Source organism: Dyadobacter psychrotolerans (assembly GCF_004349265.1).
GTDB lineage: Bacteria > Bacteroidota > Bacteroidia > Cytophagales > Spirosomataceae > Dyadobacter > Dyadobacter psychrotolerans.
The window spans coordinates 32,210-46,634 of the sequence record NZ_SMFL01000016.1; the positions used below are offsets into that span (position 1 = coordinate 32,210).

14 protein-coding genes are annotated in these 14,425 nt (G+C 41.3%); 8 read left to right on the forward strand and 6 right to left on the reverse strand.

What is annotated here, in order from left to right; all coding sequences use genetic code 11:
- Positions 1-6: 6 nt before the first annotated feature.
- Positions 7-348, forward strand: a complete 342-nt coding sequence (locus E0F88_RS28440; RefSeq protein WP_131961734.1) for an STAS domain-containing protein — start codon at positions 7-9, stop codon at positions 346-348.
- On the forward strand, positions 345-914 hold the full coding sequence (locus E0F88_RS28445; RefSeq protein ID WP_131961735.1) for an ATP-binding protein: 570 nt from the start codon (positions 345-347) through the stop codon (positions 912-914). The genes E0F88_RS28440 and E0F88_RS28445 overlap by 4 nt, the downstream gene beginning before the upstream one ends.
- 5 nt (positions 915-919) lie before the next feature.
- On the opposite strand, the gene E0F88_RS28450 is transcribed toward E0F88_RS28445, so the two are convergent.
- The gene (locus E0F88_RS28450; protein WP_131961736.1) at positions 920-2,146 is read right to left on the reverse strand and encodes a glycosyltransferase; all 1,227 of its coding nucleotides are present in this window, start codon (positions 2,144-2,146) and stop codon (positions 920-922) included.
- A gap of 239 nt (positions 2,147-2,385) precedes the next feature.
- Between E0F88_RS28450 and E0F88_RS28455 the strand changes: the two genes are divergently transcribed.
- Positions 2,386-3,369 carry a WaaS/CpsH family glycosyltransferase gene (locus tag E0F88_RS28455; RefSeq protein WP_131961737.1) on the forward strand — a complete coding sequence of 328 codons (984 nt, stop codon included), beginning with the start codon at positions 2,386-2,388 and terminating at the stop codon, positions 3,367-3,369.
- A gap of 46 nt (positions 3,370-3,415) precedes the next feature.
- Positions 3,416-4,513 carry a glycosyltransferase family 4 protein gene (locus E0F88_RS28460; RefSeq protein ID WP_131961738.1) on the forward strand — a complete coding sequence of 366 codons (1,098 nt, stop codon included), beginning with the start codon at positions 3,416-3,418 and terminating at the stop codon, positions 4,511-4,513.
- Here the strand turns inward: E0F88_RS28460 and E0F88_RS28465 are convergent.
- Genes E0F88_RS28465 through E0F88_RS28475 form a run of 3 tightly spaced genes read right to left on the reverse strand, consistent with a single transcriptional unit; the run spans position 4,495 to position 7,653 of the window.
- On the reverse strand, positions 4,495-5,325 hold the full coding sequence (locus E0F88_RS28465; protein ID WP_131961739.1) for an alpha-1,2-fucosyltransferase: 831 nt from the start codon (positions 5,323-5,325) through the stop codon (positions 4,495-4,497). The two genes, E0F88_RS28460 and E0F88_RS28465, sit on opposite strands and share 19 nt — an antisense overlap.
- A 6-nt stretch (positions 5,326-5,331) precedes the next feature.
- Complete coding sequence (locus E0F88_RS28470; protein WP_131961740.1) at positions 5,332-6,702, reverse strand: flippase; 1,371 nt, start codon at positions 6,700-6,702, stop codon at positions 5,332-5,334.
- Between the two features lie 12 nt (positions 6,703-6,714).
- A complete protein-coding gene (locus E0F88_RS28475) occupies positions 6,715-7,653 on the reverse strand; it encodes a hypothetical protein (RefSeq protein ID WP_131961741.1) in 939 nt (312 codons plus the stop codon).
- Between the two features lie 240 nt (positions 7,654-7,893).
- Between E0F88_RS28475 and E0F88_RS28480 the strand changes: the two genes are divergently transcribed.
- From E0F88_RS28480 to E0F88_RS28495, 4 genes are all read left to right on the forward strand, one after another.
- The gene (locus E0F88_RS28480; RefSeq protein ID WP_131961742.1) at positions 7,894-8,757 is read left to right on the forward strand and encodes a glycosyltransferase family 2 protein; all 864 of its coding nucleotides are present in this window, start codon (positions 7,894-7,896) and stop codon (positions 8,755-8,757) included.
- 71 nt (positions 8,758-8,828) lie between these two features.
- On the forward strand, positions 8,829-9,719 hold the full coding sequence (locus E0F88_RS28485) for a glycosyltransferase family 8 protein (protein ID WP_131961743.1): 891 nt from the start codon (positions 8,829-8,831) through the stop codon (positions 9,717-9,719).
- Positions 9,720-9,725: 6 nt separating this feature from the next.
- Entirely contained in the window at positions 9,726-10,484 is a 759-nt protein-coding gene (locus tag E0F88_RS28490) for a glycosyltransferase family 2 protein (RefSeq protein WP_131961744.1), read from the forward strand.
- Positions 10,485-11,615 carry an acyltransferase family protein gene (locus E0F88_RS28495; protein ID WP_131961745.1) on the forward strand — a complete coding sequence of 377 codons (1,131 nt, stop codon included), beginning with the start codon at positions 10,485-10,487 and terminating at the stop codon, positions 11,613-11,615. It abuts the gene before it with no gap.
- Between the two features lie 2 nt (positions 11,616-11,617).
- On the opposite strand, the gene E0F88_RS28500 is transcribed toward E0F88_RS28495, so the two are convergent.
- Positions 11,618-13,081: an O-antigen ligase family protein gene (locus tag E0F88_RS28500; RefSeq protein WP_131961746.1), complete on the reverse strand. Its 1,464-nt coding sequence runs from the start codon at positions 13,079-13,081 to the stop codon at positions 11,618-11,620.
- Positions 13,082-13,253: 172 nt separating this feature from the next.
- Positions 13,254-14,420, reverse strand: coding sequence for a glycosyltransferase (locus tag E0F88_RS28505; protein WP_131961747.1), 1,167 nt, complete (start codon positions 14,418-14,420; stop codon positions 13,254-13,256).
- Positions 14,421-14,425 lie beyond the last annotated feature (5 nt).

The following is a 14,425-nucleotide window of genomic DNA, read 5'->3' on the forward strand; positions in this document are numbered from 1 at the left end:
CTCCTCATGATACTTCAAACAACCGAAATTGGCAGTACAATACAGGCAACGATTTTGCCACAGGAAGCTAATCTGCAGCATGCAGAAATGTTTAAGGAAGAAATGATTACCATCATTGCCAATGGCGCAAAACTGGTGATTGTTAGTTTCGAAAATGTTACTTACATCGATAGTTCTTTCCTGGGAAGTCTCGTCGTAGCTTTAAAATACGCCATGCCACGCAACGTAGACATTTATCTGGTTTCGCTTAAACCGGATGTAAAAAACCTACTCACCCTGATTAGAATGGATAAGGTCTTCAAAATATTCAAAGACTATAAGCAGGCTATGGAAACAATCAATTCATGAAGCAAAATCCGGATCATTTTAAGTTTGTTTTTAATAGCCGGCAAGAAGATATTCCGGCTGTGTTGGAGCGATGTCAAAACTATATCAATCAAAATGCAGGTGAAAATCCGGTTGATATCTCACTTTTGTCCAAGGTGAAATGGGTGATAACAGAGCTCCTCACCAATGCGGTAAAACACTCAGGTGCAGATGAATGTCTTTTAAAGATGGATGTCCGGAATGCCCAGCTTGTGATTGAAAAAGAAGATAACGGAACACCGCTTTCGCTACACGACTCTGACAATGAAAAACAAATCGCCTGGCCGATTCAGGCAGACCAAACCATTGAAGATTTTCAAATTTATCACAACGGAATGGATTCACTGCGGGTGTCCATTGATAATTATAATCTGGCAACATTCTATACAGAAGAGCTGCCTGAATCACAGATGCCGGCATTACTGCTTGATACAAGCGAGCATTTTGGTTTACTGATTATTACAAAAGCTTCTGATGAATTTATCTATGAATATAACAATGAATCCGGAATGAGCAAGTTCCGGGTTACATTTAACTTAAACGCCTAATTATTTCAGCCAGATTCGGCAACTCTAACCGATTTTTTCTTTAACGCATTAAATAGGATTTCGGCAATTTCATCGATACGCCGGCCCCAGGTATTTGCCGATGCAACCGCCAGTCTCTTTTCAACCTCTGAGGGCGAATTATCAAGCAATGCCTCGTTGATGGCTTTGGAAAAACCATCTGCATCGCTGGAAAACCGGACGGTATCACCGGTAAATTCGGCCAGGTCCGGATTAAAATCAGTGCAAACCACAGGCTTACCGGCTCCGAGGTATTCAAAAAGTTTTAAAGGAAAAATTGTCCTGCTGACATCATCTTTTTTAAAGGGAATCAAAGCTACATCAAAGCCCTTCACAACCGAGGGCATTTCACTGTAAGGCACCGGACCGGTAAATTTTACATTTTTTAAAGATTTAAAATCCTCAGGTACAAACTCCTCTGAAACCGGACCGACAAAAACGAAAGTTTTATCAGTATTTAGTTTCGCTACTTTGGCTAGCATTGCATAGTCGATTCTTCTTTCAATAGCTCCGAAATAACCAATCGCAGGTTTAGGAACATCCAGCAGCTTGCTTACCTGCGTCTGCGGATCAAGCACTTTCATGCTATGTGTCAGATCAGCGGCGTTAGGAACGAAAAAGGTATTCGGATTAATCTTAATTTTTTCCTCGTATAACGCTTTACTGCTGCACAAAACTATGTCACTGCGTTTGATCAGATATTCTTCCGAAATGAGTCCATGTTTACTGTCAAAAGGCAGTATCAGCGGATCCAGACTATGATAAACCTCCAAAACCGGTTTAAAATAAGAGGCCAGCGCAGGATAATGAAAGTTGAAGGAATTGATAAAAATGAAGTCTTTTACAGCATATTTACGCCAGAAACGTTTCAGTTTAAAGGCCAGCAAAACTTCATTTACCTTTAAAGCTGCTCTAAAAATTGCTCCTTCCGGTAAAAAATTAATTGACAGCAGAACCGGAGGCACGATGACTGAAAGGCCTGGCAATTCGGTCTCAATAACATCAGTATTAAAGATCGAAAACAGACCTTTACGCCTCTGCCCCGCCGGTGAATTTTTCAGTTTAAAATAGTCCTTGATCGTGTAAGGATTTTCCACATAAAACACCTTGTTTGTTTTTGCAAGATATTTTGCGGTAGTATAATTGGTAGATTCTATTTGCGAATCAAGCCTGGGCAAGCCGAAAATTACGATCTGTTTTCCGTTGAGTATCATTTTTAAAAAATTATCAGGAAATCCTGTATGATTTGTCTGAGGTGCCAAAGCCGGTTTCTATATAAATCCTTATATTTATGCTCAAACTAATTCGGAGCAATTTATAGAATTGTCAAGCTCGCGTAAAGATGAAAAAATATTTTTAAGATTATCATCAAAGCAGCCGCCGACACGAAAATATTGCCATTGAACGCCCAAAGAACACTAATACGACTCAACGTTACATCTTATTTATCTAAATGGCTGACTTTACACGCATTTTAAATCAAAAACTCAAAGGCAAAAAAATCCTGCTCATCGGAGTTAAGTTCTACCATTTTACCGATGAAATTATAGCCAAGCTTATACATTACGGAGCAGAAGTAACCTTTCGCTATGAACGCGACACGACGATTAAATTTGGCCTCGCAAAAACCTTTAAGCCCGAGTTTGCTGACGTATTACAGGAAAGACATTACCGTAAAGTTGCCGCCGAGGCCGAAGGAAAAAATTTTGATTATATGCTCGTCATCAGGGGTTATACGATGCAGCCCTGGTTTGTTGAAAAGATCAAGGCGGATCATCCTGGCATTCAAACGATCCTTTATCAGTGGGACTCGTATACAAACTGGGAATGTGATTACCGGTATCTGATTTCTTCCTTTGATGTCGTAAAAACATTTGATCTCAAAGACGCCGAAGAACTCAATCTTCCTTACGTACCGACCTATTCGAGCGATGAGTATGCTGATTTACCCGCAACTGAAACAGAGTTTGATATTTTTTATTCAGGAGGCTACACAGACCCCAGATATGAATTCTTAAAACAGATCATATCTTATTCAGCTGCAAACGGGCTCAAATTATATGCTCACCTGGTGATGAATCAGGTTTCTTATATCAGAGGCTTTTTAAAAAATGACAAACCCGACCGCTCTCTGCTGTCTTTTAAAAATCTGACCAAGGAGGAATATCTTGATATTTTCAAGCGGTCTAATGTGATTATCGATTATACAAAGGATACGCAGGCCGGCCTTACCATGCGTACGCTTGATGTGCTGGCAGCAGGTAAAAAGCTTTTAACGAACAATAAATACATTACTGCTGAACCGTTTTACAATCCTGCTCAGGTTCAGCTTTTTGACCCTGCAAATTTTTCTGTGGATACCGATTTTGTAAAAGGGAAAGAGTTATTTCCAAAACAGGATTTTTCAATAGACAAATGGCTTAACAATATTTTTTAAGGCTGCTCAAAGTCTTGACTTCTTTCCTTTTGGCAAAATACGACATATGAAAATTTTATTCGATCACCAGAAATTTACTACCCAGCGTTACGGAGGCATCAGCAGATATTTTGCCAATATCATTCAGCAAATAGAAAAGTCGGATGAATTCAGCTGTGAGGTAGGATTGCTTTATTCCCAAAACCATTACCTGAAAACCGAGTTTAGCAGCACCGATAAATTTCTTGCCAAAATACTAAAATCAGAGCGGGTAGCCCGAAAACTGTATAGTCTCAATGAGCGCTATTCCAATCGTCTGGTCGCTAAAAATGATTTTGACGTATTCCATCCAACTTATTACGACCCATATTTTCTTGATACGCTGAAAAAGCCGCTGGTGACCACCATCCATGACATGACGTATGAGAAACTTCCGGAATACTTCTGGGCGCAGGATCCGCTTTCTTACCACAAAAGGCTGCACGTTGAAAGGGCTGATGCGATTATTGCCATTTCGGAAACAACCAAAAGTGATCTGCTCAAATTCCATGATGCGGATGAAAGCAAAATATCAGTTATTTATCACGGTATAGATCCCGACAGTCCTCTGGGTTTTCGGCCGGTTCCTGATCTTCGTGAAAATTATATTCTTTACGTAGGAGACCGGGGCGGATACAAAAACTTCTATTTGTTTATAGACGCTTTCAAACGACTTTCTGAGAAATATCCGGAGCTTAATGTGGTACTGACAGGCGGGGGAAGCCTGGGTATCGCAGACCGCGAACTGCTGCTGCGATTGAAACTGACCGACCGGGTTAAACATGTGAATGTGACCGACGAACAGCTAAATTTTCTTTACCAAAACGCAGTACTGTTTGTTTACCCTTCACTTCACGAAGGTTTCGGATTACCGATTCTCGAAGCGTTTAAAGCCAGGTGTCCTATTTTGCTTAGCGATACACCTTGTTTTAGAGAAATTGCAGTGGATGCGGTAGAGTATTTTTCCGCTCACGATATGGAAGACATGGCCGGTAAAATAGAATCATTTCTGACAGATTCTTCCAAAAGAAATGTTTACATCGACCGTGGTTTGAAACGTCTGAGAGACTTCCCACTGGACATTTCCATTAAAAAAACGCTGGATCTCTACAAATCGCTGGTTTGAGACAGCAGCACATCGCGCCAAACAAAACGGTCTGTCATGATACCTTTTGGATGTTCCCGTCCAATCCTGAATCCAAACCAGTTCTTTGGCGCGATGACAAAGTTTTTCTTCGGGCACATGTAGGCGGCCCACCAGGCGAAGGTGCTATTTGAAATAATTGCTACATCTGCATTTAAGATCAGCTGAAAATCAATAATTTCAGAGTTAGAAGAAAAGATAAAATTGGGCCTTTGCTCAAATTCTTTTTTTACAAATTCCATATCATCGCTTACAAAGTAAACCTGATAGGTGTCCAGATTCTCTACTGAGTTTAATTGCCTTTTGAAATAATCAATCGGCAGGGAAATATCTCTTTTACCGTATGCCAGATAATCGGTGCGGCGTATGTGAACAACAACTGTTTTATTGTTTTTAAAAGAATCACCGAACTGTTTATCAAACTGCTCGCGGAACTGCGGAAGTATAGACGGCAATATACTCTGAGGCAATTGACGAACATAAAAATCAGATTGAAAAAAGCCGTTATAGATCGTTGAATCGGCAGGGTTATGATTTTTTGGTGCGAAAAAATTATGCACGTAAATATCTTTAAACCCAATGATTTTAGGCAATCCTCTTGCAAAAATTGAATACAATTTGGAGCCCAACGTCAGATTATGGTAGGTTCCGAGATCAAAGTACTTTGTAAGATAGGCATGATGCGGATTGGTAAAAAAATATATTTTACTGCCATCCTTTGATTTCAGATACAATAGAAAAATGTACTGAAATATCTGATTCCCAAGCCTGCCATTAAACTTAACGCCTACCATAAAATACTATTTTTGTGAGTGATCCACACGGCCCTGACGCCTTTTCCAAACCGGAATGATATACTTCTCGAAAAACTCTGGATAAAAACGGAACAGGTAAATAATCGTATTCCAAAGGCTTACATCTACTTCTCTTTTGAGGATGGCCTGCGCTACGATAAAACCAACTACATTCGAGATCAGTGTTGCATAGGCTGCTCCCATTACACCATATTTTACGATCAGCAGGTAATTCAGTCCCAGGTTAATCACAGTTGTTCCTACTACTACCAAAAAGGTAACCCGGGTTTTTCCGATAGAATCGAGGATGGTGCCAAACTGGCGGCCGTAAGGAATCAAAAGACAGTAAAGAAGCGTAACATGAAGCAGCGGAATCGAGTCAACGTATTTTTCGCCGGCAATAAAATGAATGACAAAATCGGAAAAGAAATAAAGAAAAAGCACACCCGGAAGCACCAAGGCAAGCGTAGTTCCAACCGATTTTTCATACAAATATTTGATAGCACCTTTGCCTTCTTCTTCCATACGACGAGAGCTCTGCGGAAAAACTACTACGGCGATGGCGTTACCGGGAATATCGATCAGGTTGGTGATGCGGACCGCGATGTTGAACGCCCCGGAAGCCGCCGGAGAAAGAAGCGCACCCAGCATCATCTGGTCAACCGTGCCGGATAAAAGTGAGCTTACCGATGTACCAAATGAATATTTTCCGTAACCAAACAATTTGCCGAGCCAGGGTTTATCCATTGAAAAAGAAAACTTCAGATTTTCTCTTACAAAACCATAGGCGACGATTGTACTTACAGCCACACTGCAAAGCTGCACCCAAACCAAATAAACCAATTTAACCTGAAAATCGGCCAGATAACAAACAAGAACAAATCCAAAAAACGATGATTGACGGATCAGGTTGTTGATAAATATGCCGTTGAATTTAAGATTTGCCTGTTCGACGGCATTAAACTGGGTCAGAATACCTGAGCAGGCGAATACCAGAATATAAATGTAAAGCAGATTGATCAGTTGCGGAGATTCCCAAACGGAACTTAAATACGGTGCAAAAGCAATAATGGCAATAATACTGACACCGGTTACTAAAATGCTTATAACCGTGGATGCAGAAATTATGACCGGATGTTCTGATTTTTCAGCCGACGAAAGATACTTCACCAACGCATTTTGAATAAGCCCGCTTCTGATCGCTTCCAGTATGGTGGTAGCCGACATAAACAGAGTCCAGACACCAAAGTCCTGCTTGCTTAATACCCGTACCAAAATGTAAAATCCAGCAAAGCCAAAAAATACCCCGGAAAAATTCTGAAGTACATTGATGATTCCTGACTTAATCCAGTAGTGATCCTTAGACTTAACCTCCATGTTTTATCGGTGTCATTCGAAATATGTTCCGATATAGTTTTTCACTTCTTCGTCGGTTTTAGCGTGCAGTATGGTAGCTCCCGAAAATTGCGGGTATAGCTTTTCAAAGCATTTGAAGTGGTGTTCAGGCCCTTTTTTGGAAAGGATGAGGTTTGTGCCTCCGAAATAACTTGCCAGCGTGGCTGTGCCGCCATGTATCGAAATAAACTTTGAAGCATTGGCATATACCATCATCTGCAAATGATTGAAATTGTTGGCTTTACCTTTATTTTCAACAAAAAGATCTTCCATTAAAATCACTTCGGGATACTCTTTTTGCAGCCAGCCAAATTCATCCATATCATAAATATCGCTGTTATCCATAGTGATATTCTGCGGCCTTGGGCGGTTGTAAATAATTGTATATTTATCTCTGAGCCTGTCGAGCATATAACCAAGCATTTCAATGCTGTAAAAGCTCACCGGGGGCCCGTCCCATTCCATATTGTAGCGGTTGGCAATGATCAGCACCGGCTTATCGAAAACATATACATTATTGGTGTACGTCTCTTTCAATGGGACCGGAAGCCATTTTTCCATGTCGTAATTCTGGCTGTACAACACACGGGGCATTTCGTAGTTGTAATTTCCTTCGTTAGTCCTGGTCTGAAAATACTCTTCATGATTTTCAGAAAAGAAGTACATTTCTTTTGTATATGTTGAAGAACGTGTACTCTTTAAGGTTCCATTCTTATAGTGCCAGTAAGCAAAAGGAAGTGTAAACTGAAGTTCAGGAGCAAATTCACCGTGAAAAGACAGTTCCTTATATTTGGGCTTAAAGAGATAGTCTTTAAGGGTATATTTAAGCTGATTAAGCTGGCAGATGTACGTATCCCTATAGTAATATTTGATATCAATAGGAAGCCGTCCATACCTGAGCAGTATAATTAAGCTTAAAAATTTATTTAACATATCTTTTCGTTGAGTAATCAGTCCTTTGTCGTGATCCAAACCCTGACAGGAGCCACATAATGCGTAACAGGCCCCGGAGTTCGTGAATTCAAAAGTAGAATTAATTTATCAAAATAAAACAGTGTGCTAGAATTATTGTGGCAATATTTCGAAACTTTTTTTTTGTTAATGCCAATTAAAATTAACTTTGGGTAAAAAACCAGTTTGCAAGTTTACTCAACAACCCGCTCTTAACTGTTTATGTCTCTTTTCAGCCTTCCAGGATGGGTAAAGCCGCATTTATATTCTGACAAAAAATTCGTTGATCTTTCACCTTCGGAAATTGAAATCCTGAAAAACAGGCTCAGTTCGTTTAAAAGCGATACCCCGGAGGTATCTGTGGTGATACCGGTTTGGAATGAGCAGGACAGCGTTTTTAAAACATTGTCTTCTCTGTCAGCAAGCATAACGGACTACAAAACAGAGATAATTGTGGTCAACAATAATTCCTCGGATAACACACAGAAAGTTATCGATACGCTGGGTACAAGAAACTATCTTCAGGAAAAGCAGGGAACACCATACGCAAGGCAAATGGGCCTTGACAAAGCAAAGGGTAAATATTATCTCTGCGCCGATGCGGATACGCTTTATCCTCCTCATTGGATCAATCTGATGGTTTCTCCTATGGCAAAAAGCCAGCAGGTAACCGGAGTTTACGGACGCTATTCGTTTATTCCCCCCGCCGGTCAGGGAAGGTTTGGTTTATGGTTTTATGAGTTCATTACTTCATTTATAATAAGAATCCGTCAGCGCAAAAGAGAATATCTTAACGTTTACGGTTTTAACATGGGCCTTGTGACTGACATCGGGCGTGAAACAGGCGGATTTAATGTCATCAGTGACCGCAAGTACAACGACGTTGTAGGAAGTGATTATGACAATGATGCTGAAGACGGACGTATGGCCAGAAATCTGATGTCAAAAGGAAAACTGGAACTTGTCACACATCCAAAAGCAAGGGTTTTTACATCGTCGAGAAGACTAATGGACGACGGAAGTATCTGGAATGCTTTTACGAACAGGATAAAACGCCAGTTAAAGATTTTCCGGGAGTTCACCTAGTGGCTTGCCTCCGTTTTAATATTCGCTTAGTGATTGATAGCCACGCGGTAACTGAATTTTAACTCAACGTTATGAATAAAAAGGACAACATTAATATTGTAGTGGCAAGTAACAACCACTATGCAATCCTGCTCGGTGCGCTGATCAAATCCATTGAGGTTAACCATAAAACCCCGGAGAAGATATCGCTCTACATTCTCGATGATGGTATTTCGAAAGAAAATCAGGAAAAGATACGTGGCTCGGCAAGCAAGGACATGGTTGAAATGTATTGGCACAAAACCAACAGCATCATTCCTGCCAATGTAAAAATCCCGGTTGATAAATCTGCATTTCCTATCACAACCTATCTGCGGCTTTTTGCTACCGAAGTAATGCCTGCTGACACCGAAAGATACATCTACCTGGATGTAGATATGATTGTTCAGGAGGATATCAGCAAATTATGGTATGCAGATCTGGATGGAAAGCTTATTGGCGCGGTGCTCGATCTGAGTGAAACAGCCGGAAGCGAATGGGGCGGAATTCCAAATTATAAAGAATTAGGTATTGCACCCGAATCCAAGTATTTCAATGCCGGAATGATGGTGGTGGATGTGATTCAGTGGAAAGCGGGAGATATTGGTAATAAGGTAATCCAATGTCTGCACGACAACCTCGAGTCGGTCAACTTTGCCGATCAGTATGGTCTGAATGTAACGCTTGTAAATCAGTGGCACGCATTGGACCCGAAGTGGAATTCTTTCGCCATACTTGATATCGAAGATCCGTACCTGATTCATTATCTGGATATTAAGCCGATTTTCCGTTCCTATAACAGCATCCCGCGTTATCAGGAAGATTTTTACAAATACCTCAGACTCACACCCTGGAAAAATCACAAGCCTATTCCGGACTACGTAAGATTATCCAGAAAAGTCGTCAATAAAGTAAGAAAAATCGTGTCTGCCTATCTTAAATAATTTTACATGTTCAATTTTCCTGACGTAACACTGCTCATTACGCACTATAACAGAAGCAGTTCTTTGGAAAGACTATTGAAGGCATTCACCCACCTGGGATGCCAGTTTGGCGATATTGTGGTTTCTGATGACGGGAGCAAGCCCGAACACCTGCTTCGTCTGCAGGAGATTAAAGAGGTTTATCCTTACCGCCTGGTTGGCACACCGGTTAACAAAGGCCTTGGTAATAATATCAATAAAGGCCAGGATGCAGTTAAAACGCCCTTCACGCTCTACGTACAGGAAGATTTTGTACCGCAACCGATATTTCCTGCCCATTTTGAAACTGCACTCTCACTGATGCACAGATCGGACGACCTGGATATGGTCCGTTTTTATGCTTACTTCCAATATCCATATCTGAAACCGGTTGAAGGCGGTTATTCGGAAATGGTATTTAATTTTACAGACCCCGGTTACAAGAAATTTTATTACTACAGCGATCACCCTCATCTTAGAAGAAGCACGTTTTTCGAGAAATTCGGAAGATATCCCGAAGGCATCAAAGTAGAGGCAACCGAGTACCAAATGATGATTTCGTTTCTGAAAAAGAAAGGAAAAGCACTTCAGTATGAAGACTGCAAGGCTTTGTTTGATCAGCTAAATTCGCCGGACGAACCCAGCACTGTGCAGCGTAACATGTGGCGTGGCAATAAAAACCCGGCCGTTTCCTTCATAAGACACCTGTACCGACATTTAAAATTTAACTATAACTACCTCAGGTAGATGTCACAAAAGAAATACATCAATAACCTGAGAGGGCTTGATTTCCTGCGCTTCATTCTTTCAATATCGGTAATCGTCTGGCACTACCAGCATTTTTTTTATCCCTTTGTTTCTTTTAAAGACAGAGATCTCTTTCTAACGGACCAACCGTTTTTTAACTTTTTCAAATTATTTTATACCGAAGGATATTACGCTGTTCAGGTTTTCTGGCTGATCAGCGGTGTGATCTTTTATAAGGTCTATCAGGAACGGATCATGTCCGGAAACGTTACCTTTTATCAGTTTATCTGGAACCGGTTTTCACGGCTTTACCCCCTTCACCTGCTGACGCTGTTTATCGTAATTGCTTTGCAGTACTTTTACTTTGGCCAGCATAACAGTTATTTTATTTACGAGAAAAACTCACCTCAGTCCTTTTTCCAAAACCTGTTTTTCGTGCAGGCCTGGGGAGAAAACCGTCTTTCCTTTAACGGACCAACATGGAGTGTTTCGATTGAAATCCTGGTTTATTTTATCTTTTACGGCGTTTGCGCTTCGGGGCTGATCCGTACAGCCAAGGGGCTTCTGGGGACTTTCATCTTTTTTATGGTTATTAAAAAGTGGGAGCTTGTTTTTGCAGGAGACGATATTTCTTCCAGCATCTATCTTTTCTTTGCCGGATGTATTCTGGTAAAACTGTTTGATATGATCCAGGATCGTGTCCGTTTGCAGTTTGTGATCGTGATCGTATTGTTTTCTTCCTGGTTTTTCACCCAGCATACTCCTCGTATCATCGAACCGCTTTACGAAAGGGTAACCGGGTTTCTTTATCCCGATCTGCTGACATTTTCATGCTTTGCTGTCTGGACTGTCATTGTTGTATTCAACCTGAGAATTTTCGACCGGATACCTGACGCTGTTTTCCAGTTTTTCGGAGATATTACCTACTCTACTTACCTGACACACTTTCCGGTTCAGTTGTTATTTTACATGATTATCAACCCGATTTCTTACACAGAATTCTTTTCACCAGTGATATTTCTGACTTATCTGATTACTGTTTTTGTGACGGGACGAATTGTGTTTAAATACTTTGAACTTCCCGTTCAAAGGAAATTGAGAACTCTGATGACAAATCCGGGAAAATCCTGAAATCAGTCTTTTAACTTCAATGTCTGTTCCTGCTGATCAAGCTTGTAGGAAATTTGAATAATGGCGATGGCCAGATAAAACAAAATATTGTTGGGGTACTGCACCAAAGCTTCCTGCGGAAAATTGCCAATGTTGAGAGCAAAAAGTACCAATGTCATCGCAAGACAGTAAGTTCGGAGTTCAGGGTTATGTATCCTGTAAAAGTTTTCAATGCCGCTTTTAAGAACAATAAACATCAGAAAGCAGAATATAAAAAGCCCTATCCACCCCATTTCAACAGCAACTCTCATATAACCGCTGTCCGGCGGGAAATTCGCCAAAAACGAATACGGAGCGAACCTCACTCCCCACATCCCCGTGGCACCAAGTCCTCCACCCATCGGATGTTTAAGGATATAGGGCTGTATACGCTTCTGATTTTGTTTACGCACATTATAGGAAGCATCTTCTGACGGGCGAAAAGCACTCTGAAAACGTACTAGTGAAGGATTTCCTGTTGGCATATAAATCATGACCACGATGAAAAATGCGGCAACTGAAGAAAAAAGCATAATCCGGCGGCTAAAATGCAGAATAGCAAACAGGATCAGCGCGGCAGGAACCAGCACGTAAGCACCTCTTGTTCCTGAAAATAACATCGCATTCAGCATCAGCAGAGCGAATATTGCCAGGACAATTTTCTTCCAGTTAAGAATGGGGCCTGATATCAGGGCAATACATAACAGGGCTGTAATTACCATGTTATAAGAAAATTCCACCGGGTCGGAGAAGATCGAATACTTCCGCCAATGGCCATCTATAAACATCAAACTCACCGAAAGCGGATCGCTGCGCATACCTTCAAGCTCCGCCTCGGCTATTCCTATGTACTCCTGCTTATAGGCATACACCATCGCTACAAATGCCAGAAGCAGCCATACCTTCAAAATGATACGCAGGGAGGTGATGTTCTTGATCTGGTAGACAAAAACGAAGTACATCAGTGTCAATATGGCAATCGTCCGAACTGTGTAGACCCAGGCAAGACGAGACTCTGCTGTCGGATTGATTACTTCAAGTATGTTGTATCCGATCCAGATCAGCAGCATGGTAGCAACGGGACCTTTGAATACACTCCAGTCCGGACGTTGTTTTTGTTTGATGAAAAAGCCCAGTAACAGCAAAACCTGCATGCCATCCAGAACCGTTCCCATCGGGTAGTCAATACCAAAACGGACTATAAAAAACAGTCCAAAGGCCATCGCAATCAGGCAAATGATACCAAAAACGGGGTATACAACCATTCCGTAAATAACAGGAATTCCGATCATGACTACCAGTGTCAGCAAACCTACAATCATGCCGCCGTTGATAGCTGCTGCTCCCAAAGAAACGGCAATAGCCGTCAGCAGCAAAAGTCCCACCGGTGTTTTTGCCAGTGAGCTTAAAGATCTACCTTTCAGCGATATACGTAAATTTGAAAGCATTTTAAATTAAGAAAGCTAAAAGAACAAAATCTTAAAGAAGAAGAAGAACACACTCAGCAGGGCCACGATTAAGGCGATGATGCGGGTAATCACCTGAATTTTTGATAATTCCGGCTCCTGCTTTATTTTCCGTGTTTTATTATTTGGAAAAACCCTCATCTGTTCAACCGGTTTAAATTACCTTTTTAACATTGTGTCGTGTTGCTACGGATATTTTATTCGCTTTTTTTGCTTTAAATAACGAAACCATCTGCAGATACATAAACTGCGGAATACGTTTCAGTGAATGATAAATCTTCGGATCCGTTTCGCTGTTGAACAGCGCAATGAAAAAACCTGCTACGAAAACCAAAAGCGCGGCGAACCAGCTAAGAGAAACAAGCGGAGCGAAAGCAAGATTAATTAGCATCATCAATACCGACAGCACCAGAAAGATAAAAAGCGGAGGCCTCAGCAGCACGATTCCAAAAAGAAAGCGGTTCCAGTCCAAACGAATTATGCCAGCCGCTACCAGACCAAAACCCAGCGAGAAATATTTAAACCATGTATTGATCCATCTCGCCCGCTGGTTAACCAACTGCTCGGAGCCCGACGTTTTTTCATCATAAACAACAGCTTCTTCGGCAAATGCGATGCGCTGTCCGCGACTGACAATAGCATGCTGCAAGACTTTATCAAAGCCGGCGCCGGAAACATCCAGTTTTTCGAGGCATTCCCGGTATAAAGAAGTAGTGAAAGCCATACCGGAACCTGCCAGAGTCGCCGAAGATCCGGCTTCAAACAACATCTGACCGTCATAATAATGATAATAAATATCCCTTGCTGCATCAAGCTGAGCGTACATCGTATCAATATTCTTCGCCTTCCGAACACCCTGAACCGCCTGATAGCCCTGCTGAAAATAAGAATTCAGCACAGACAAATAATCTCTTTCAACCAGGTTATCACTATCGATAATTGTTAAATGCGAATGTGGCCGGATGAAATTATGGATAGCATAAAAATGAGACCGCACGTTACCAGCCAAAACCTGCTCCGGCCGTAGGAGTACCACCTTGTCAGAATTGAAATGCAGATTTGAAATATCACAATTATCAGCTACTACATAAACGAGGTAATTGGAGTATTCCATCGCCAGAATAGAATCTACAACCTCTGGCAACTGGTCTGTCTGTTCATAAGCAGTCACAATTACAGCATAATCCGGAAGTACCGGCAAACTTTGTTGTATTTTCTGCCTGCCAATCAGCGTTTTAATTATCAAAAGCAAAACAGGAAACAACAGGTGAAACCCGATCAGCAACTGCAAAATGATCCACAAAAGATTAATGATGGCCATAAAGT

What these genes read in the sequence shown, in the direction of transcription:
- E0F88_RS28455 (WP_131961737.1), top strand. Translation starts at nt 2,386, where the DNA reads ATGGCTGACTTTACACGCATTTTAAATCAAAAACTCAAAGGCAAAAAA.
- E0F88_RS28445 (WP_131961735.1), top strand. Translation starts at nt 345, where the DNA reads ATGAAGCAAAATCCGGATCATTTTAAGTTTGTTTTTAATAGCCGGCAA.
- E0F88_RS28485 (WP_131961743.1), top strand. Translation starts at nt 8,829, where the DNA reads ATGAATAAAAAGGACAACATTAATATTGTAGTGGCAAGTAACAACCAC.
- E0F88_RS28460 (WP_131961738.1), top strand. Translation starts at nt 3,416, where the DNA reads ATGAAAATTTTATTCGATCACCAGAAATTTACTACCCAGCGTTACGGA.
- E0F88_RS28490 (WP_131961744.1), top strand. Translation starts at nt 9,726, where the DNA reads ATGTTCAATTTTCCTGACGTAACACTGCTCATTACGCACTATAACAGA.
- E0F88_RS28440 (WP_131961734.1), top strand. Translation starts at nt 7, where the DNA reads ATGATACTTCAAACAACCGAAATTGGCAGTACAATACAGGCAACGATT.
- E0F88_RS28450 (WP_131961736.1), bottom strand. Translation starts at nt 2,146, where the DNA reads ATGATACTCAACGGAAAACAGATCGTAATTTTCGGCTTGCCCAGGCTT.
- E0F88_RS28500 (WP_131961746.1), bottom strand. Translation starts at nt 13,081, where the DNA reads ATGCTTTCAAATTTACGTATATCGCTGAAAGGTAGATCTTTAAGCTCA.
- E0F88_RS28465 (WP_131961739.1), bottom strand. Translation starts at nt 5,325, where the DNA reads ATGGTAGGCGTTAAGTTTAATGGCAGGCTTGGGAATCAGATATTTCAG.
- E0F88_RS28495 (WP_131961745.1), top strand. Translation starts at nt 10,485, where the DNA reads ATGTCACAAAAGAAATACATCAATAACCTGAGAGGGCTTGATTTCCTG.
- E0F88_RS28480 (WP_131961742.1), top strand. Translation starts at nt 7,894, where the DNA reads ATGTCTCTTTTCAGCCTTCCAGGATGGGTAAAGCCGCATTTATATTCT.
- E0F88_RS28475 (WP_131961741.1), bottom strand. Translation starts at nt 7,653, where the DNA reads ATGTTAAATAAATTTTTAAGCTTAATTATACTGCTCAGGTATGGACGG.
- E0F88_RS28470 (WP_131961740.1), bottom strand. Translation starts at nt 6,702, where the DNA reads ATGGAGGTTAAGTCTAAGGATCACTACTGGATTAAGTCAGGAATCATC.
- E0F88_RS28505 (WP_131961747.1), bottom strand. Translation starts at nt 14,420, where the DNA reads ATGGCCATCATTAATCTTTTGTGGATCATTTTGCAGTTGCTGATCGGG.